Genomic DNA, 17,142 nt, shown 5'->3' with positions numbered 1-17,142 from the left:
GTCTAGCTGTCCGCAGGAGTCCAGTCGGCGAAGGCGACGACCTCCTTGAGGAAGCCGCGCACGCCCAGGAACTGGGACAGGTGCTCGCGGTGCTCCTCGCAGGCGAGCCAGGTCTTGCGACGGTCCGGGGTGTGCAGCTTGGGGTTGTTCCACACCAGCACCCAGTGGGCGTCCGCCCGGCAGCCCTTGGCGGAGCAGATCGGGGTCTGCGGGGTGTCCATCGGGGGCCGTCCTCGGTGTTCGGCGGGCGCGTCGTCACCGCCAGTCTGCCACGCCGGCCCGGCCCGCCCGGATCCGGGCATGGCGACGCCGGGCAGCCACGGGGGGAGCTGCCCGGCGTCGGTCCGTCGCTCCGACGGGGGATGCGGAGCGCGTACGCAGTATGTCACGCCGGAGGGCTCGGTTGGGGAGGTCTTGCATGATTAATCTGAGCTTCTTTTGAGCTTCCGCCGAGCCGATCCAGGCTCAATCCACTTAAACGGGACGGTCAGTCGGTGCCCTGTGAAGTTTCGGTGCCAGCGGGCTTTGCCTGTCCTGTACCAGCAGGCGCACCAGCCCCACCCGTACCACCCGGGCCGAGCATCAGCGGGGTGTCGGCTGGGAAGTCGAAGGTGCTCGGCAGCCCGGGGGCCTGCTCCCGGCCGGCGTTGGCGATCAGCACCGCGAAGTACGGCAGCAGCACGCCGCCGCCCAGGGCGGCGAAGGCCAGCCAGCGCTCGACGTCCCACAGCACCACCGCGAGCAGGACACAGGCGGTGCGGATCAGCATCGAGATGACGTAGCGGCGCTGGCGCCCCCGGACGTCCTCGGACAGGCTGCTGCGCGCCCCCGTGATCCGGTAGACCCGTCCGCCCTCGGCGCTCTTGCCCATGTGTCCTACCGCCCTCGTCCACGCACCCGCGCGCCGATCCGCACGACCTCCTCACGGTACGCCGGGGAGCCGGGGACGACGAGACCGGGTGGGCGGAGCCCACCCGGTCGGGCGTGATAGGGAGCCGTACGGCTGCAGGGGTGGCTAGGAGCGGCGGGATAGGTACTGCGGGGGTACGGCGTCGGTGAGCCAGACGCCGTTCTCGCTGAGCCGGAACTCGTGGCCGGCCGCCGACATCGCGGCCGCGTTCACGGTGAGCACGACCGGGCGGCCGTGCCGGGCGCCCACCCGGGTGGCCGTCTCGGTCTCCGCCGACAGGTGCACGTCCTGCCGGGCCATCGGGCGCAGGCCCTCGCGGAAGATCGAGGCCAGGTGGCGGTCGGCGGTGCCGTGGTAGAGCACGTGGGGCGGCGCGGTGGCGGTCAGACCGAGGTCGACCGCCACCGTGTGGCCCTGGTTGGCGCGAATCGAGAGGCCGTCCGCGGAGTAGCCGAAGCGGCGCTTGTCGTTGCCGGCCACGACGTGGTCCAGTTCGGTCCTGGTGAGCGGCCGGCCCTTCGCCGCGAGGGCGCCGAGCAGGACGTCGACCCGGACCCAGCCGGAGGAGTCCAGCGTGATCCCCACCAGCTCCGGCTCGTGCCGCAGGATGCGCGACAGCATCTTGCTCGATCTGACCAGCCGCTTCTCGTCCGTCATGGTGTTCATATCCCCCCGTTGGTCAGCGGCTATGAGGCCTGGCTGACCGAACTCATGTTGAAGTCCGCGACACGCACGGGTGGCATCGCGGCGCGGGTGAAGTAGTCGCTCCACTCGCGGGGCAGGCAGCGTTCGGTGCGGCCCGCCTCGGTGATCCGGCCGAGCAGGTCGACCGGGGACTCGTTGAACCGGAAGTTGTTGACGGCGCCGACCACTTCACCGTTCTCGATCAGGTAGACGCCGTCCCGGGTGAGGCCGGTGAGCAGCAGCGTCGCCGGGTCCACCTCGCGGATGTACCAGAGGCAGGTGAGCAGCAGGCCGCGCTCGGTGCGGGCGATCATCTCGTCCAGGGTCGGCGCCGACTCCTGGCCGGTGGTCTCCAGCACCAGGTTGTCGATCGCCGGGCGCAGCGGCAGGCCGGTGAGGCCGGCCGCGTGGCGGCTGGTGACCAGGTCGGTCAGCACACCCTCGCGGATCCACTCGGTGGCGGTGATCGGCGCGCCGTTGTCGAAGACCGAGACGTCACCGCCGCTGCTGTGCGCCAGGACGAACGGGGCGGCCTCCAGGCCGGGTTCGTCCGGGTCGGCGCGCAGGGTCAGCGGCAGGGCGGCGAGCTTGTCGCCGAGCCGGGTGCCTCCGCCGGGCCGGGAGAAGACCGTCCGGCCCTCGGCGGCGTCCCGGCCGCCGGCGGACCAGTGGAGGTTGATCATCAGGTCGGCGACGGCCGAGGGCGGCAGCAGCGTCTCGTACCGCCCGGCCGGCAGGTCGATCCGGCGGGCGCCCCAGCCGAGCCGCTTGGTGAGCTCGGTGTGCAGGGCCTCGACGTCGATGTCGGTGAAGTCCCGGGTGGCGGCGCCGACCCAGGCCGAGCCGGTGAGGTCGGCGGTCTTGCCGTTGATCTCGACCATGCCGGTGGGCTGGTCGTGGCGCAGCCGCAGGCCGGTGGAGCTGCCCAGGTAGCTGGTGGTGACCTCGTGCCGGGCGAAGCCGTAGAGCAGTTCGCCCTGGGCGGCGGCGCGGGCGAAGGCCTCGCCGAGGGCCGGGCCGAAGGCCTCGAACACCTCGATGGAGGTCTCGGCCGGCGGCTGGGTGAAGTCCGGGGAGGCCGGCCGGCCGTCGACCAGCGGCTGGGCGTCCTCGGCCGGGCCGGCCGCGCGGGCGGCGTCCTCGGCGGCCCGGACCAGGCCCTCGACGTCCTCGGCGGTGACGGCCTCGCGGGAGACCACGCCGGAGGCCGTGCCCTCGGCGCCGGCCACGGTGGCGATCACGGTGAGGCGGCGGCCGCGGGTGACGCCGTTGGTGGTCAGGGCGCCCCCCAGTCCATTGGGAGGGGCTGCCCAGCGCAGGTTGGCGGTGGACTCCTCGTCGGCGATCACCACACAGCCGTCGGCGCGGGAGAGGCCGAGTGCCAGCTCGACGAGTTCGTGGGGCTGCATCGCGGTCATCAGTGACCCGCCTCCTGCTGGGTGTTGAGCACGTTGACGTTGCGGAACAGCGCCGACGGGCAGCCGTGGCTGACCGCCGCGATCTGGCCGGGCTGCGCCTTGCCGCAGTTGAAGGCGCCGCCGAGGACGTAGGTCTGCGGGCCGCCGACCGCCGCCATCGAGCCCCAGAAGTCGGTGGTGGTGGCCTGGTAGGCGAAGTCCTTGACCTGGCCGGCGAGTTCGCCGTTCCTGATGGCGTAGGCGCGCTGCCCGGTGAACTGGAAGTTGTAGCGCTGTTGGTCGATCGACCACGAACGGTCGCCGACGATGTACAGGCCCTTCTCCACCCCGGCGAACAGGCCCTCGGTGTCCGGGCCGTCGGCGGCGGGCTGGAGCGAGACGTTGGCCATCCGCTGCACCGGGACGTGCCCGGGGGAGTCCGCGAAGGCGCAGCCGTTGGAGCGCTCGAAGCCCTTCAACCTGGCCATGCCGCGGTCGAGTTGGTAGCCGACCAGGATGCCGTCCCGGACCAGGTCCCAGGACTGGGTGGCGACGCCCTCGTCGTCGTAGCCGATGGTGGACAGGCCGTGCTCGACGGTGCGGTCGCCGGTCACGTGCATCAGCTCGGAGCCGTACTTCAGGGTGCCGAGCTGGTCGAAGGTGGCGAAGGAGGTGCCGGCGTAGGCGGCCTCGTAGCCGAGCGCGCGGTCCAGCTCGGTGGCGTGGCCGATCGACTCGTGGATGGTCAGCCAGAGGTTGGACGGGTCGATGACCAGGTCGTAGCGGCCCGCCTCGACGCTCGGCGCCTTCATCTTCTCGGCCAGCAGGACGGGAAGTTCGGCGAGCTCGGCGTCCCAGTCCCACCCGCTGCCGGTCAGGCTCCGTCCATCGGGGGACGCCCCCCGGACCCCCGTGACGAATTCGTAGCCACGGCCGACCGGTGGGGCCAGGGTGCGCATCGAGTCGAAGGCGCCGGTGCGCTCGTCGACCGAGGTGGCCGTCAGGTCGGAGTAGGTGCGGATCCGCTGCTGGGTCGTCACGGTGCCGGCGGTGTCCGCGTAGAACTTGTTCTCCTGCACCGTCAGCAGGACGGCCTCGACGTGCGAGACCCCCTGGGCGGCCAGCAGCCGGGCGCTGCGGTCGGCGAGCAGGGCGGTCTTGTCGGCGTCCGGCACCTCGAAGGGGTTGATCTCGTACGAGGAGACCCAGGTGACGTCCCGGTGGACGGGCTCGTCGGCCAGCTCGACCCGCTCGGTGGAGCCGGCCGCCCGGCTGATCCCGCCGGAGAGCCGGGCCACCGCGACGGCCTGGGCGGCGACCTGCGCCGCGGCGTCGGGTGTGAGGTCCACCCCGGCGGCGAAGCCCCAGGCACCGTCCAGCAGCACCCGGACGGCGAAGCCCAGCTGCACGCTGTCGGAGGTGCCGGCCGGGCGGGCGTCGCGCAGTCGGCGGGAAGCGCTGCGGACCCGCTCCAGCCGGAAGTCGGCGTGGCTCGCGCCGAGTTGGCGGGCCCGGCCGAGGGCGGCGTCGGCGAGGGTGCGCAGCGGGAGCGCGAGGAACAGCGGGTCGACGGCGCGCCCGTGCGGGGCGCCGGTGGCGTCGGCCGGAGGGATCGGAGGCAATCGGGCTCCCAGGTCGCGGGGGGTGGCGATGCGGGGCCGCAGGGGCGCCCGCACCGCATCATTGCCCGTCCACCGGGTTTCCGGCCAGCGCATTTCGCCCGGTGCGTTGCGGTTTCGGCCAGCGGGGTGGGGCCGGGCGGGGCTCCGTCAGGAGACGGACTCCCACCAGCCGTCCAGCTCCGGCGGGTTGTCCACGTCGACCCGCTCGCCGGGGCGGGGGACGGCCAGCGGCACGGCCTGGACCTTGGCCTCCGCGAGCAGCCGCTCGACCGGTTCGGCCCACGGGTGCAGGCCCAGGTTGAAGGTGCACCAGTGGACCGGCACCAGCAGTCCGGCCCGGAGGTCGCGGTGGGCGAGGACGGCGTCCTCGGGGGTCATGTGGATGTCCGACCAGGCCGCGTCGTAGGCGCCGATCTGCACCAGCGCCGCGTCGAAGGGGCCGTGCCGCTCGCCGATCCGGGCGTAGCCCTCGAAGTAGCCGGAGTCGCCGGTGTAGAAGACCTTGCGGTTGGGGCCGGCGATCACCCAGGAGCCCCACAGGGTGGTGTTGCGGGTCAGGCCGCGGCCGGAGAAGTGGTGGGCGGAGGTGAGGGTGAGCACCAGCTCGCCCAGGGTGCAGGTCTCGTCCCAGTCCAGCTCGATGATCCGGTGCTCGGGGACGCCCCAGCGGCGCAGGTGGCCGCCGATGCCGAGCGGCACCGCGAAGGGCGCGGACTGGCTGCGCACCAGGCGCTTGACCGTCGCCATGTCGAGGTGGTCGTAGTGGTCGTGGGAGATCAGCACCGCGTCGACCGGCGGCAGCTCCTCCAGCTCGACCGGGACCGGGTGCAGGCGCTTGGGGCCGACGTGGGCGGAGGGGGAGCAGCGGTCGCTCCAGATCGGGTCGAGCAGGACGCGCGAGCCCTCGATCTCGACCAGCGCGGAGGCGTGCCCGTACCAGGTGATCTCCACGCCCTCGGCGGCCGGGCCGGCCGCGGTGGCGGGGCGGACGGTGGGCACCGGGCCGGCCGGGACGCGGCCCTCGCGCTGGAACAGCATCCGGCGGACGGTGTCGCGGTCGAAGTCCGGGGTGCTCCCGGCCCGGGCGAGGGTGGAGGGCGCGTTGTGGAAGACGCCGTCGCGGTACTGCGGGGAGTCGCGCACCCGCTCCTCGCGCTCGCCGTCCGGGCGGCGTCCGAACGCCGCGGGCAGGTCGCGCAGCGACCAGGCGGTGGCGCCCAGGCCCGCCGCCAGGGCGGTGAGGGCGAGCAGTCGTCCGCGTCGGGAGGTGCTCCCGGGCCGTGCCTTGGTCATGCGCCCTGCCTTCGTTTCCTCGCCGGGACTCTTCGGGGAAGGGTACGTCCGGCCCCGGGGCGGCCCGCACCACGGGGGCAACGGGCACGCCCGCCCGTGTTGTTCCCGCCCAGCAGCCCCTTTCGCGGACGGCTCCCGGGCCTGCGGGGGGCTGCCGGGAACGGCCCGGACCAGCGGCCGCGGATTGTCGGATTGCGACAGTTCCGCCGGTGCGGCGCTGTGGGAGCCCGATTCGTCGCCGCCGCCGACCGCCCGATAGCGTCACACTGCGTACGCATTCCGACGTACGCGCTCATGTACGGAGAGAGGTGGATCGTTGAGCCGCTCGGTTCTCGTCACCGGAGGAAACCGGGGCATCGGCCTCGCGATCGCCCAGGCCTTCGCCGAAGCGGGCGACAAGGTGGCCATCACCAGCCGTTCGGGTGAGGTGCCCGCGGCCCTGGAGAAGTACGACGTCCTCGCGGTGCGCTGCGACATCACGGACGCCGCGCAGGTCGACGCCGCCTTCACGGAGATCGAGCAGAAGCACGGCGCGGTCCAGGTGCTGGTCGCCAACGCGGGCATCACCAAGGACACCCTGCTGCTGCGGATGTCCGAGGACGACTTCACCTCCGTGGTGGACACCAACCTGACCGGCACCTTCCGGGTGGTCAAGCGCGCGTCGAAGCTGATGATGCGCGCCAAGAAGGGCCGCGTCGTGCTGATCTCCTCGGTGGTGGGCCTCTCCGGCTCGCCGGGCCAGGCCAACTACGCCGCCTCCAAGGCCGGCCTGGTCGGTTTCGCCCGCTCCCTGGCGCGCGAGCTCGGCCCGCGCAACATCACCGTCAACGTGGTCGCCCCCGGCTTCGTCGACACCGACATGACCGCCGTGCTCAGCGACGAGCGCCGTGCGGAGATCGTCGCCGAGGTCCCGCTGGGCCGTTACGCGGCGCCCGCCGAGGTCGCGTCCACCGTGCGGTTCCTCGGTTCGGACGAGGCCGCGTACATCACCGGAGCCGTCATTCCCGTCGACGGCGGATTGGGCATGGGTCACTGAGCATGAGTGGAATCCTCGAGGGCAAGCGGATCCTGATCACGGGTGTGCTGATGGAGTCCTCCATCGCCTTCCACACCGCGCGGCTCGCCCAGGAGCAGGGCGCCGAGATCATCCTCACCGCCTTCCCCCGCCCGAGCCTGACCGAGCGCATCGCCAAGAAGCTGCCGAAGCCGGTCAAGGTGCTGTCGCTTGACGTCTCCAGCCCGGAGGACCTGGCCGGCATCGCCGACCAGGTCCGCGAGACGCTGCCGACCCTGGACGGCATCGTCCACTCGATCGGCTTCGCTCCGCAGGACGCCCTGGGCGGCAACTTCCTGGACACCCCGTGGGAGTCCGTGGCCACCGCGATGCACGTCTCGGCGTACTCGCTGAAGTCGCTCACCATGGCGCTGCTGCCGCTGATGCAGGACGGCGGCTCGGTCGTCGGCCTGACCTTCGACGCCCAGTACGCGTGGCCGCAGTACGACTGGATGGGCCCGGCCAAGGCCGCCCTGGAGTCGACCAACCGCTACCTGGCCCGCTACCTGGGCGAGCGGGACATCCGCTGCAACCTGATCTCGGCGGGCCCGATCGGCTCGATGGCCGCCAAGTCCATCCCGGGCTTCGGCGACCTGGCCGACACCTGGAACCAGCGCTCCCCGCTGAAGTGGGACCTGAGCGACCCGGAGCCGGCCGGCCGCGGTGTCGTCGCGCTGCTGTCGGACTGGTTCCCGAAGACCACCGGCGAGATCATCCACGTCGACGGCGGGCTGCACGCCATCGGCGCCTGACCGGCTGACTCCACCGCTGCCCGGCACCCCGTCCTGAGGGGTGCCGGGCAGCGGTGCGTTCGCGTCGGGCCGCGCGGCGGGTCACGCACCGGGGCCGGGGTGGGCCGCCCGGCGGCCCGGCTACGCGTCGGCGGTCGCGCAGGCGCCGATGGCCCGGCCGGCCTCGACCGAGGCGCGCTGGGCGTCGCCGGCCCGGATGGCGTCCCGGATGGTGTCGTGGCCGATGTAGCGCTCGGCGATCAGCTCGGGGCCGACGTCGTTGCGCAGGTGCGCGCGGGTGACCTCGCCGAGGTCGGAGTAGACGGCCAGCAGCACGTCGTTGTGGGCGGCGGCCACCACGGCGTGGTGGAAGGCGGCGTCGGCCTGGACGAAGTCCTCGGCGTCGCCGGAGCGCCAGGCGCTCTCCCGCCGGTCGAGCGCGGCGTCCAGCAGGCCGAGGTCCCGCTCGGTGCGGCGCAGTGCGGCCAGGCCGGCCGCGGAGGTCTCCAGGGCCGCCCGCAGCTCGGCGACCTGCGCCTGGTCGGCGTCGGCGAAGCGGCGGTGCATCACCCCGGCCAGCTCGCTGGTGGCGAGCACGTAGGTGCCGGAGCCCTGGCGGATGTCGAGCAGCCCGTTGTGGGCCAGGGCGCGGACGGCCTCCCGGACGGTGTTGCGGGCCACCCCGAGCTGTTCGACCAGGGCGGCCTCGGTGGGGATGCGCGAGCCGACGGGCCACTCCCCGGAGGTGATCTGGGCGCGCAGCTGCGCGATCACCTGGTCGGACAGCGGGGTGCGCCTCGGCGAGGACAGCGCCACGGGGACTCCTTGCGACTACGGGGGGGGTGGGCCCTGAGGGGAGGTGGCCGATGGATGAACGGTCGGGACATCATGCCAATTCCAAGGTGCATCAATTCATCCCATCATTCTATGATGGTGCCCATGCCTCCCGCAGTAGACACCACCGCCTCCCCCCGAACCGAGGCCTGGCCGCAGACCGAGCGGCCCGCCGGCTCCGCCAAGTACCTCGGCGTGCTGTTCGCCGTCGCGATCGCCGCCGCCGCCTTCAACCTGCGCCCCGTGGTCACCAGCCTCGGGCCGCTGCTCGACCAGGTCCGCGCCGACCTGGGCATGAACCCGACCCTGGCGGGGCTGCTCACCGCCGTCCCGTCGCTGTGCTTCGCGCTGTTCGGCTTCGCGGCCCCCGTCGCGGCCCGCCGGATCGGCCCGATCGCGGTGATCACGGCCGGCATGGGCGCGATCACGGCCGGCGTGCTGGCCCGCTCCTTCGCCGGCGGCACTGCGGTGTTCCTGCTGCTCACCGCGCTCGCCCTGGCCGGGGTGGCGGTCTCCAACGTGCTGCTGCCGGTGGTGATCAAGAGGTACTTCCCGGAGAAGGTCGGTCCGATGATCGGCCTGTACTCCATGGCGCTGTCCGCCGGCACCGCCCTGGCCGCCGCCGTCACCGTGCCGCTGACCAACGCGCTCGGCGGCGACTGGCGCTACGGCCTCGGGGTCTGGGCCGGCCTGGGGGCGTTCGCCCTGGTGCTCTGGCTGCCGGTGCTGATCGCCAAGCGCGAGCGCGGCGAGCGGGCCGCCGGCGCCGCCGCCCCCGCCAAGCTGCCGATCACCCGCAGCCGCACCGCCTGGGCGCTGTCCTGCTTCTTCGGCCTCCAGGCCACCGGCGCGTACGTGGTGATGGGCTGGCTGCCGAAGATCTTCCAGGACTCCGGCATCGACAAGGGCACCTCCGGGGTGCTGCTCGCGGTCACCATGGTGATCGGGGTGCCGGTCTCCTTCGTGCTGCCCAACCTGGCCGCCCGGCGCGGCGACCAGCGGCTGTTCGTGGTCGTGCTGGCCTCCTGCGGCATCGCCGGATACTCCGGGCTGGCGCTCGCCCCGGCCGCGGCGCCGTGGGTGTGGGCCGTCCTGGTGGGCCTGGCCAACTGCGCCTTCCCGCTCGTGCTGACGATGATCGGGCTGCGCGCCCGGACCGCCGGCGGGGTGGCCCAGCTGTCCGCCTTCGCCCAGGGCGTCGGCTACCTGATCTCCATCCCCGGCCCGATCCTGATCGGCCGGATCTACCAGGCCACCGGCCAGTGGTACCTGCCGCTGGGCTTCCTGGCGCTGCTGCTGGTGCCGCAGATGCTGTTCGGCCTGCGGGCCGCGCGGGCCCGGCACATCGAGGACGAGGCGGTCCTGCCGGTGGATCGGGCCAAGGCCTGAGGACCGGACCAGGAAGGCCTGGCGTCGAAGGTCAAGGCCTGACCAAGGCGGTGGGGCCAGCGCGGGACGGGTGTGTTCGGGGTGGGAGAATCCCGGCATGCCCGTTCTCGACCCGAACCCCACCGGCGGCCGCAAGCAGCTCGGCCGCATCGCCCTCGCCATCGGCGGCATCGTGGTGCTGGTGGCGATCATCGCCACCGTCGCCGCCCAGATCGGCTGATCGCCGCCCGTACCGCGCCTGCCCGGCGCACACCCGTGGCGCCGCCCGTACCCCCGCCGTACTCCCGGTGACGCCCCGGCGAACGGGCCATGATGGCACCCACCACCCGGGGGAGTGGTGGCAACCGGGAGCATCGCGCCCCCGGGCCGCTTTTCTGCCAAGCTTGCTGGGTATGAGCGCCGACACGCCCCGCAGGATCATCGTTCTCCGTCACGCCAAGGCCGACTGGCCGAACGGCGTGGACGACCACGATCGGCCGCTGGCCGACCGGGGCCGCCACCAGGCCCCGGACGCCGGCCGCTGGCTGGTCGACTCCGGCATCAACCCCGACTTCGTGCTCTGCTCCACCGCCCTGCGCACCCGGGAGACCTGGAAGCTGGCGGCGCACGAGCTGCCCAAGCGGGCCCGGAAGACGGTGTACGAGGACCGGATCTACGAGGCCAGCCCGGGCGAGATCATCGCCGTCCTCCAGGAGACCCCGGAGGAGTACTCGGACGTGGTGCTGGTCGGCCACAACCCCGGTGTGCTGGGCCTGACCCAGGTGCTGGCCGGGGACGCCGGGGACCGGGACGCGCTGGAGCGGCTGCGCCTCGGCGGCTTCCCGACGGCGGCGGTCGCGGTGCTCAGCTTCAGCGGGTCATGGAAGCTCGTCGAGCCGGGCGTGGCCGAGCTGGTCTCGTACTACACGCCGCAGGACTGAGCTCCGTCACACGTCTGAGGGGCGCGCGGATTGGATCCGCGCGCCCCTCGTCTGCTTCGAGAACCACCCGTCCTAGTCGACCGAGAGCCCGCCGTCGGCCGCCTCGACCTCCTCGCGGGTGATGCCCAGCAGGTACAGCACGGTGTCCAGGAAGGGCACGTTCACCGCGGTGTCGGCTGCCTCGCGCACCACCGGCTTGGCGTTGAACGCCACCCCGAGCCCGGCGGCGTTCAGCATGTCCAGGTCGTTGGCGCCGTCGCCGATCGCCACCGTCTGCTCCAGCGGCACCTTCGCCTGCTCGGCGAACCGGGCCAGCCAGCGGGCCTTGCCCGCGCGGTCCACGATCTCGCCGACCACCCGGCCGGTGAACCTCCCGTCCACCACCTCCAGGGTGTTGGCCGCCGCGAAGTCCAGCCCCAGCTGCTCCACCAGGTGATCGGTGACCTGGGTGAACCCGCCCGACACCACCGCCACCTGGAAGCCCAGCCGCTGGAGCGTGCGGATCAGGGTGCGCGCCCCCGGCGTGAAGCGCACCTCCGCGCGCACCTTCTCCGTCACCGATGCGTCCAGCCCGGCCAGCAGGGCGACCCGGGCCCGCAGCGACTCGGCGAAGTCCAGCTCGCCGCGCATCGCCGCCGCCGTCACCTCGGCCACCTCCTGCTCGCAGCCCGCGTGGGCGGCGAACAGCTCGATCACCTCGTCCTGGATGAGCGTGGAGTCCACGTCCATCACCACCAGGCGCTTGGCCCGGCGCTCCAGCCCGGCGGCCACCACCGCGACGTCCACCCGCTGGGTGGCCGCCTCCTGGGCCAGCTCGGCCCGCAGCTCCTCGGTGGCCACGCCGGACACGGCCAGTTCGACCGCCGTCACCGGGTACTTGGCGAGGCGGAAGACCCGGTCGATGTTGCCGCCCGCCGCGGTGATCCGGGAGGTCAGCGCGGAGACGGCGGCGGCGGTCAGCGGGTGGCCGAGCACCGTCACGTGCGAACGGCCCTCGCGGCGCGGCCGGTTGTCGCCGATGCCCGAGAGGATCTCGGCCTGCAGCTTCTGCTCGTCCGCCCAGCGGTGCACGGTGGCCCGCAGGCCACCCTCGGCGCCGGGCGCGTGGGGCGGGGTGACCAGGGCGCACAGCGTGATGCGGCCACGGGTGACGACCTGCTCGATGTCGATGACGTCGACGCCGAAGCCGGCCAGGGTGGAGAAGAGGCCGGCGGTGATGCCGGGGCGGTCCTTGCCGAACACCTTGACGAGCAGGGTGCGCTCGTCCGTCCGGGGCTGGGCGGCGGGGAGGGGCTCAGCGGCCAAGGGCGATGCGTTCATGGTGTCTCCCACGCTACCCGTCGGTCGCCGCGCCGAGGGCACCCGTCCCACGTCGCGGGACACGTGTGCGCGCCCGGCCGGGGCGGAGCCCGTGGGTAGCAGCCTGGTCACAGTCACCCGGGGTGACTTTCACCCGCGGACGACGGGCTGGAATGATTCCCCCGTCAGTCAGAGGAACAGCACCCCCGGCGGGGGGCCGAATTCGGGGGAACCGAGAGAGCGGGGCAGGCGAGCAGTGCCGCAACTCGTCATTGAGATCAACGGACAGCAGCGGACTCTTGAGCCCGCGCAGTCCTACACCATCGGACGCAACCCGCAGTCGGACTTCACGTTCGACGACGCCAGGGTCTCCTGGCAGCACGGGACCATCAGCTTCAACGGCAGCGGTTGGCAGCTGGACGACCACGGAAGCACCAACGGCACCTACGTGGCCGGCGCCCGCACCATGCAGGCCCAGCTGTTCGCCGGTGCCGTGGTGAACCTGGGCAACCCGGAGAACGGCCCCCGGCTCGCCTTCTCCGCGCCCGCCCACGCCGTCGCCCCGCAACCCACCCCGGTGCACGAGGCCGTGACCAGCCGCAGTCCCGCCCCGACACCCCAGCAGCCAGGCCCGCAGCAGGGCTGGCCGGGGCAGGACCCGTACCAGCAGCAGGCTCACCCGCAGCAGGCCTGGCCGGCCCAGCAGCAGCCCCCGCAGCAGTACGCGCCGCCGCCGCAGCAGGAGCAGTACGCGCCGCAGCAGCAGTCGTACCCGGCGCAGGACCAGCAGCCGCAGCACGGCGGGTTCCCGCAGCAGCAGGGCTTCACGCCCGCGCCCCAGCACGGCGGTGGCGGCGGCCCGCAGCCCACGATGATCCGCAACCTGACGGCCGGCATGCGCACCGTCAGGATCGGCCGTGCGCTGGACAACGACATCGTGGTGTCCGACCTCCAGGTCTCCCGCCACCACGCCGAGCTGCGCCAGCTGCCGGACGGCCGCTACGAGATCGTCGACCTCGGCAGCCACAACGGCATCTTCCTCAACGGCCAGCGGGTGCAGCGCCAGCTGATGGGACCGCAGGACCGGCTGACCGTCGGCCACTCCGGCTTCGTGCTGGTCGGCGACCAGCTGCAGGAGTTCGTCGACACCGGCGCGGTCTCCTTCTCCGCCCGCCACCTGACCGTCGAGGTCGACTTCAAGGGCGGCAAGAAGGTCCTGCTCAACGACGTCAGCTTCGGCGTCCCGGAGAAGTCCCTGGTGGCCGTCATCGGCCCGTCCGGCTCCGGCAAGTCGACCCTGCTGCGCGCCCTCACCGGCTACCGCCCCGCCGACCGCGGCGAGGTGCTGTACGACGGCCGCAACCTCTACAAGCAGTTCGCCGAACTGCGCTCCCGGATCGGTCTGGTGCCGCAGTCGGAGATCCTGCACAAGGAGCTCACCGTGCGGAAGGGCCTCAAGTACGCGGCCCGGCTGCGCTTCCCCGGTGACACCGAGGCCCGCGAGCGCGAGGCCCGGATCGACGAGGTGCTGTACGAGCTGCGCCTGGACAAGCGCGCCGACAACAAGATCACCGCGCTCTCCGGCGGCCAGCAGAAGCGCGTCTCGGTCGCCCTGGAGCTGCTCACCAAGCCCTCGCTGATCTTCCTGGACGAGCCCACCTCGGGCCTCGACCCGGGCATGGACCGCGAGGTCATGCAGATGCTGCGCGGCCTCGCCGACGACGGCCGCACGATCCTGGTCGTCACCCACTCGGTGGCCGAACTCGCGCTCTGCGACCGGCTGTTGGTGATGGCGCCGGGCGGTTCGGTGGCCTACTTCGGCCCGCCGGACGAGGCGCTGCACTTCTTCGGGTACGAGACCTGGGCGGACGTCTTCCAGGCCTTCGAGAACTACCCGGACCACGACTGGGCCGGCCGCTACCGCGGTTCCGTGCACTACCAGCAGTACTCCGCCCCGACCGTCGAGGCCGGCGAGGTGCAGCACGTCCAGGTCGCCCAGGAGGCGGTCAAGCCGCCCAAGCCGCAGAGCTGGGGCTCCCAGCTGTGGACGCTGATGCGCCGCTACATGTCGGTGCTCGCCTCGGACCGCGGCTTCCTGGCGCTGTCGGTGCTGCTGCCCGCGGTCATCGGCGCGGTCAGTGTGCTGATCCCCAACGAACCGGGGCTCGCACCGAACCCGAAGACCCAGCTGCACCTCAACAGCGGGGCCGCGACGATCCTGCTGATCCTGGCGATCGGCGCCTGCTTCTCCGGGGCCGCCAACTCGGTCCGAGAGCTGATCAAGGAACGGGCGATCTACGAACGGGAACGGGCCACCGGGCTGTCCCGCTCGGCGTACATGATGTCCAAGATCATCGTGCTGGGCATCTTCTCGATCATCCAGGGCGCGATCATCTCCGCCGTCGGCTTCCTGCCGCGCAAGCTCCCCGAGCACGGCCTGATCGTCCAGAACATGCCGATGATCGAGATGACCATCGGCATGATCCTGCTGAGCTTCGCCGCGATGATGTTCGGTCTGATGATCTCCGCGCTGGTGAAGACCGCCGAGAAGACCATGCCGCTGCTGGTCATGTTCGCCATCGTCCAGGTCGTCTTCACCGGCTGCCTCTTCCAGATCTTCGGCAAGCCCGGCCTGGAGCAGGTCGCCTGGCTGATGCCGGCCCGCTGGGGCACCGGGATCGTCTCCAGCACGCTCGACCTGTCGAAGCTGATGGGCCCCTGGAACAAGGACTTCCAGAACCCGAACTACGACCCGCTGTGGGACCACAGCGTCGCCCAGTGGTCGATCGACGCCGGCGTGCTGATCGTCATCTCGGTCGTGATCGGCGTGATCGTGACCCGGCTGCAGCGCCGGCACGAGCCGGAGGTCATGCAGAAGGGCTGACCGGTTCTGCTGCGAAGGGCGCTCCCCCGACCGGGGGGAGCGCCCTTCGCGTTGCCGGCTGCCACTCGCCCGCTCGCCCGGGTGGGCCCATCGGCCTAGGTCCCCGGACCTGCGCCCGGAGCGGCCCGGGACGGACGCGGCCGCCCCCGCGACGGCGGTAGCTTGGCGGTATGCCCAGCACGACCGGTGACCACCGCACCCCTGCCGGCCCGCCGTACGCCTGCGACCCGCTGGCCGGCATCGAGGCCGTCAGCCAGGCCCTGCTCGCGATGAGCCGGCACCTGGAGGTCCGCGAGGTGCTGCGCCGCATCACCGCCTCCGCCCGCGACCTGCTCGGCGCCGAGTACGCGGCCCTCGGTGTGCCCGACGACCACGGCGGCTTCGCCCAGTTCGTGGTCGACGGCGTCACCGACGAGCAGTGGCGCGCGATCGGCCCGCTGCCCCGCCAGCACGGCGTGCTCGCCGAGATGCTGCACGAGACCGGCCCCACCCGCCTCGCCGACGTCCGCAAGGCCCCTGCCTTCGAGGGCTGGCCCTCCGCCCACCCCGAGATGGACGCCTTCCTCGGCATGCCCGTCCTGGACACCGAGGCCGCCGAGGACGAGCCACAGGTGATGGGCGTCATCTTCCTCGCCAACAAGCGCGGCGGCGGCCTGTTCACCGACCACGACGAGGAACTGCTGCGGATCCTCGCCGCGCACGCCGCCCTCGCCCTGTCCAACGCCCGCCTGTACGAGCGCAGTCGCGAACTCACCCTGGCCGGCGAGCGCGCCCGGATCGCCCACGACCTGCACGACGCCGTCGCGCAGAAGCTCTTCTCGCTGCGGCTGACCGCCAAGGCCGCCGCCAAGCTCGTCGACCGCGACCCGGCCCGGGCCCGCGCCGAACTCGCCGAGGTCGCCCGGCTCGCCGCCGAGGCCGCCGACGAACTGCGCGCCGTGGTGGTCGAACTGCGCCCCGCCGCCCTGGAGGAGGACGGGCTGAGCGCCACCCTCGCCTCCCAGGTGCAGGTGCTGGACCGCGCCCACACCGCCGACCTCGTCTTCGCCGCGGACGGCGTCCGGGCCCTGCCGCCCGCCCAGGAGGCCGCGCTGCTGCGGGTCGCCCAGGAGGCGCTGCACAACGCGCTGCGCCACTCCGGCGCCGGCCGGGTCACCGTCACCCTGGCCGGCACCCCCGCCCGCGGCGCCGTGCTGCGGGTTCGCGACGACGGGCGCGGCTTCGACCCCGAGTCCGTCCGCCGGGCCGGCCGCCACCTCGGCCTGGCCTCGATGCGCGACCGGGCGGCCGCCGTCGGCGGCACGCTCACCCTGGAGTCCGCCCCCGGCAAGGGGACGCTCGTCGAGATGGAGGTCCCCGGTGCCTGAGAGCACGCCGTCGATCCGCGTCCTGCTGGTCGACGACCACCAGGTGGTCCGGCGCGGACTGCGCACCTTCCTGGAGGTCCAGGACGACATCGAGGTGGTCGGGGAGGCCGCCGACGGGGCCGAGGGCGTCGACCGCGCCCGCGAACTCGACCCGGACGTCGTCCTGATGGACCTCAAGATGCCCGGCGTCGACGGCATCGAGGCGCTGCGCACCCTCAAGGACGGCGGCAGCCGGGCCCGGATCCTGATCGTCACCAGCTTCACCGAGCACCGCACCATGGTCCCCGCACTGCGGGCCGGCGCCGCCGGGTACGTCTACAAGGACGTGGACCCGGAGGCGCTGGCCGGGGCGATCCGCTCCGTGCACGCCGGCCACGTGCTGCTCCAGCCCGAACTGGCCGAGGCGCTGCTCGCCGACGACGGCCCGCGTGCCCCGCAGGGCCGCGGCGGCACCCTCACCGAGCGCGAGCGCGAGGTGCTCGGCCACATCGCCGACGGCCGCTCCAACCGGGAGATCGCCCGCAGCCTGCACCTGTCGGAGAAGACGGTGAAGACCCACGTGTCCAACATCCTGATGAAGCTGGACCTCGCCGACCGCACCCAGGCCGCGCTGTGGGCCGTCCGCAACGGCGAGGCCCGCGCCTGACGCTCCTCGCCTAGCGCCAATGCCGGTGACTTAGGTTGTGGCGGCTCTGCTGGTGATCGTGATGACGGCCGGGAGCGGTGGTGGCCAGTCGCGGTGTTGGGCGCGTTTGAGG

Annotated in this window: 16 protein-coding genes; 8 read left to right on the top strand and 8 right to left on the bottom strand. The window is 72.7% G+C overall.

Features of this window, described 5'->3' with window-relative positions; translation table 11 throughout:
- Nucleotides 1-2: 2 nt before the first annotated feature.
- The 6 genes from ACZ7BZ_RS09220 to ACZ7BZ_RS09195 all read right to left on the bottom strand — a co-directional run bounded on the left by ACZ7BZ_RS09220 (nucleotide 3) and on the right by ACZ7BZ_RS09195 (nucleotide 5,906).
- On the bottom strand, nucleotides 3-221 hold the full coding sequence (locus tag ACZ7BZ_RS09220) for a hypothetical protein (protein ID WP_470357811.1): 219 nt from the start codon (nucleotides 219-221) through the stop codon (nucleotides 3-5).
- A gap of 266 nt (nucleotides 222-487) precedes the next feature.
- Nucleotides 488-871: a DUF3099 domain-containing protein gene (locus ACZ7BZ_RS09215; protein ID WP_470357810.1), complete on the bottom strand. Its 384-nt coding sequence runs from the start codon at nucleotides 869-871 to the stop codon at nucleotides 488-490.
- A 144-nt stretch (nucleotides 872-1,015) separates the two neighbouring features.
- Nucleotides 1,016-1,567 (bottom strand): RNA 2'-phosphotransferase, encoded by a 552-nt coding sequence (locus ACZ7BZ_RS09210; RefSeq protein WP_470357809.1) that lies wholly within the window; start codon nucleotides 1,565-1,567, stop codon nucleotides 1,016-1,018.
- Between the two features lie 29 nt (nucleotides 1,568-1,596).
- Nucleotides 1,597-3,012, bottom strand: coding sequence for a metallopeptidase TldD-related protein (locus ACZ7BZ_RS09205; protein WP_470357808.1), 1,416 nt, complete (start codon nucleotides 3,010-3,012; stop codon nucleotides 1,597-1,599).
- Nucleotides 3,012-4,613, bottom strand: coding sequence for a TldD/PmbA family protein (locus tag ACZ7BZ_RS09200; RefSeq protein WP_470357807.1), 1,602 nt, complete (start codon nucleotides 4,611-4,613; stop codon nucleotides 3,012-3,014). The genes ACZ7BZ_RS09205 and ACZ7BZ_RS09200 overlap by 1 nt, the downstream gene beginning before the upstream one ends.
- 147 nt (nucleotides 4,614-4,760) lie before the next feature.
- The gene (locus ACZ7BZ_RS09195) at nucleotides 4,761-5,906 is read right to left on the bottom strand and encodes an MBL fold metallo-hydrolase (RefSeq protein ID WP_470357806.1); all 1,146 of its coding nucleotides are present in this window, start codon (nucleotides 5,904-5,906) and stop codon (nucleotides 4,761-4,763) included.
- Nucleotides 5,907-6,222: 316 nt separating this feature from the next.
- Between ACZ7BZ_RS09195 and fabG the strand changes: the two genes are divergently transcribed.
- Together fabG and fabI are read left to right on the top strand one after the other, a co-directional pair.
- Nucleotides 6,223-6,942, top strand: a complete 720-nt coding sequence (gene fabG / locus ACZ7BZ_RS09190; RefSeq protein ID WP_380457686.1) for a 3-oxoacyl-[acyl-carrier-protein] reductase — start codon at nucleotides 6,223-6,225, stop codon at nucleotides 6,940-6,942.
- Between the two features lie 2 nt (nucleotides 6,943-6,944).
- A complete protein-coding gene (fabI, locus tag ACZ7BZ_RS09185) occupies nucleotides 6,945-7,712 on the top strand; it encodes an enoyl-ACP reductase FabI (RefSeq protein WP_380457687.1) in 768 nt (255 codons plus the stop codon).
- 120 nt (nucleotides 7,713-7,832) lie between these two features.
- Here fabI and ACZ7BZ_RS09180 read toward each other — a convergent pair whose 3' ends face one another.
- Nucleotides 7,833-8,507 carry a FadR/GntR family transcriptional regulator gene (locus ACZ7BZ_RS09180; RefSeq protein ID WP_470357805.1) on the bottom strand — a complete coding sequence of 225 codons (675 nt, stop codon included), beginning with the start codon at nucleotides 8,505-8,507 and terminating at the stop codon, nucleotides 7,833-7,835.
- 123 nt (nucleotides 8,508-8,630) lie between these two features.
- Between ACZ7BZ_RS09180 and ACZ7BZ_RS09175 the strand changes: the two genes are divergently transcribed.
- The 3 genes from ACZ7BZ_RS09175 to ACZ7BZ_RS09165 all read left to right on the top strand — a co-directional run bounded on the left by ACZ7BZ_RS09175 (nucleotide 8,631) and on the right by ACZ7BZ_RS09165 (nucleotide 10,834).
- Nucleotides 8,631-9,914, top strand: coding sequence for a CynX/NimT family MFS transporter (locus ACZ7BZ_RS09175; protein WP_470357804.1), 1,284 nt, complete (start codon nucleotides 8,631-8,633; stop codon nucleotides 9,912-9,914).
- Nucleotides 9,915-10,011: 97 nt separating this feature from the next.
- Complete coding sequence (locus ACZ7BZ_RS09170) at nucleotides 10,012-10,134, top strand: SGM_5486 family transporter-associated protein (protein WP_380457692.1); 123 nt, start codon at nucleotides 10,012-10,014, stop codon at nucleotides 10,132-10,134.
- Between the two features lie 172 nt (nucleotides 10,135-10,306).
- The gene (locus ACZ7BZ_RS09165) at nucleotides 10,307-10,834 is read left to right on the top strand and encodes a SixA phosphatase family protein (RefSeq protein WP_470357803.1); all 528 of its coding nucleotides are present in this window, start codon (nucleotides 10,307-10,309) and stop codon (nucleotides 10,832-10,834) included.
- 72 nt (nucleotides 10,835-10,906) lie between these two features.
- Here the strand turns inward: ACZ7BZ_RS09165 and serB are convergent, their stop codons facing one another.
- Nucleotides 10,907-12,154: a phosphoserine phosphatase SerB gene (gene serB, locus ACZ7BZ_RS09160; RefSeq protein WP_380457696.1), complete on the bottom strand. Its 1,248-nt coding sequence runs from the start codon at nucleotides 12,152-12,154 to the stop codon at nucleotides 10,907-10,909.
- Nucleotides 12,155-12,389: 235 nt separating this feature from the next.
- Between serB and ACZ7BZ_RS09155 the strand changes: the two genes are divergently transcribed.
- The 3 genes from ACZ7BZ_RS09155 to ACZ7BZ_RS09145 all read left to right on the top strand — a co-directional run bounded on the left by ACZ7BZ_RS09155 (nucleotide 12,390) and on the right by ACZ7BZ_RS09145 (nucleotide 17,030).
- Complete coding sequence (locus ACZ7BZ_RS09155; protein WP_470357802.1) at nucleotides 12,390-15,017, top strand: FHA domain-containing protein; 2,628 nt, start codon at nucleotides 12,390-12,392, stop codon at nucleotides 15,015-15,017.
- A 170-nt stretch (nucleotides 15,018-15,187) separates the two neighbouring features.
- Nucleotides 15,188-16,384, top strand: coding sequence for a GAF domain-containing sensor histidine kinase (locus tag ACZ7BZ_RS09150; protein ID WP_470357801.1), 1,197 nt, complete (start codon nucleotides 15,188-15,190; stop codon nucleotides 16,382-16,384).
- On the top strand, nucleotides 16,377-17,030 hold the full coding sequence (locus tag ACZ7BZ_RS09145; protein WP_380457702.1) for a response regulator: 654 nt from the start codon (nucleotides 16,377-16,379) through the stop codon (nucleotides 17,028-17,030). Before ACZ7BZ_RS09150 ends, ACZ7BZ_RS09145 begins: the two co-directional genes overlap by 8 nt.
- Nucleotides 17,031-17,142 lie beyond the last annotated feature (112 nt).

The sequence above is a fragment of the Kitasatospora sp. NPDC036934 genome (assembly GCF_055608425.1).
The sequence above is the reverse complement of the archived record's forward strand: the minus strand, read 5'-3'. Positions and strand labels throughout refer to the sequence as shown.

What these genes read in the sequence shown, in the direction of transcription:
- ACZ7BZ_RS09165 (WP_470357803.1), top strand. Translation starts at nt 10,307, where the DNA reads ATGAGCGCCGACACGCCCCGCAGGATCATCGTTCTCCGTCACGCCAAG.
- ACZ7BZ_RS09220 (WP_470357811.1), bottom strand. Translation starts at nt 221, where the DNA reads ATGGACACCCCGCAGACCCCGATCTGCTCCGCCAAGGGCTGCCGGGCG.
- ACZ7BZ_RS09175 (WP_470357804.1), top strand. Translation starts at nt 8,631, where the DNA reads ATGCCTCCCGCAGTAGACACCACCGCCTCCCCCCGAACCGAGGCCTGG.
- ACZ7BZ_RS09215 (WP_470357810.1), bottom strand. Translation starts at nt 871, where the DNA reads ATGGGCAAGAGCGCCGAGGGCGGACGGGTCTACCGGATCACGGGGGCG.
- serB (WP_380457696.1), bottom strand. Translation starts at nt 12,154, where the DNA reads ATGAACGCATCGCCCTTGGCCGCTGAGCCCCTCCCCGCCGCCCAGCCC.
- ACZ7BZ_RS09170 (WP_380457692.1), top strand. Translation starts at nt 10,012, where the DNA reads ATGCCCGTTCTCGACCCGAACCCCACCGGCGGCCGCAAGCAGCTCGGC.
- ACZ7BZ_RS09210 (WP_470357809.1), bottom strand. Translation starts at nt 1,567, where the DNA reads ATGACGGACGAGAAGCGGCTGGTCAGATCGAGCAAGATGCTGTCGCGC.
- fabI (WP_380457687.1), top strand. Translation starts at nt 6,945, where the DNA reads ATGAGTGGAATCCTCGAGGGCAAGCGGATCCTGATCACGGGTGTGCTG.
- ACZ7BZ_RS09195 (WP_470357806.1), bottom strand. Translation starts at nt 5,906, where the DNA reads ATGACCAAGGCACGGCCCGGGAGCACCTCCCGACGCGGACGACTGCTC.
- ACZ7BZ_RS09150 (WP_470357801.1), top strand. Translation starts at nt 15,188, where the DNA reads ATGCCCAGCACGACCGGTGACCACCGCACCCCTGCCGGCCCGCCGTAC.
- ACZ7BZ_RS09205 (WP_470357808.1), bottom strand. Translation starts at nt 3,012, where the DNA reads ATGACCGCGATGCAGCCCCACGAACTCGTCGAGCTGGCACTCGGCCTC.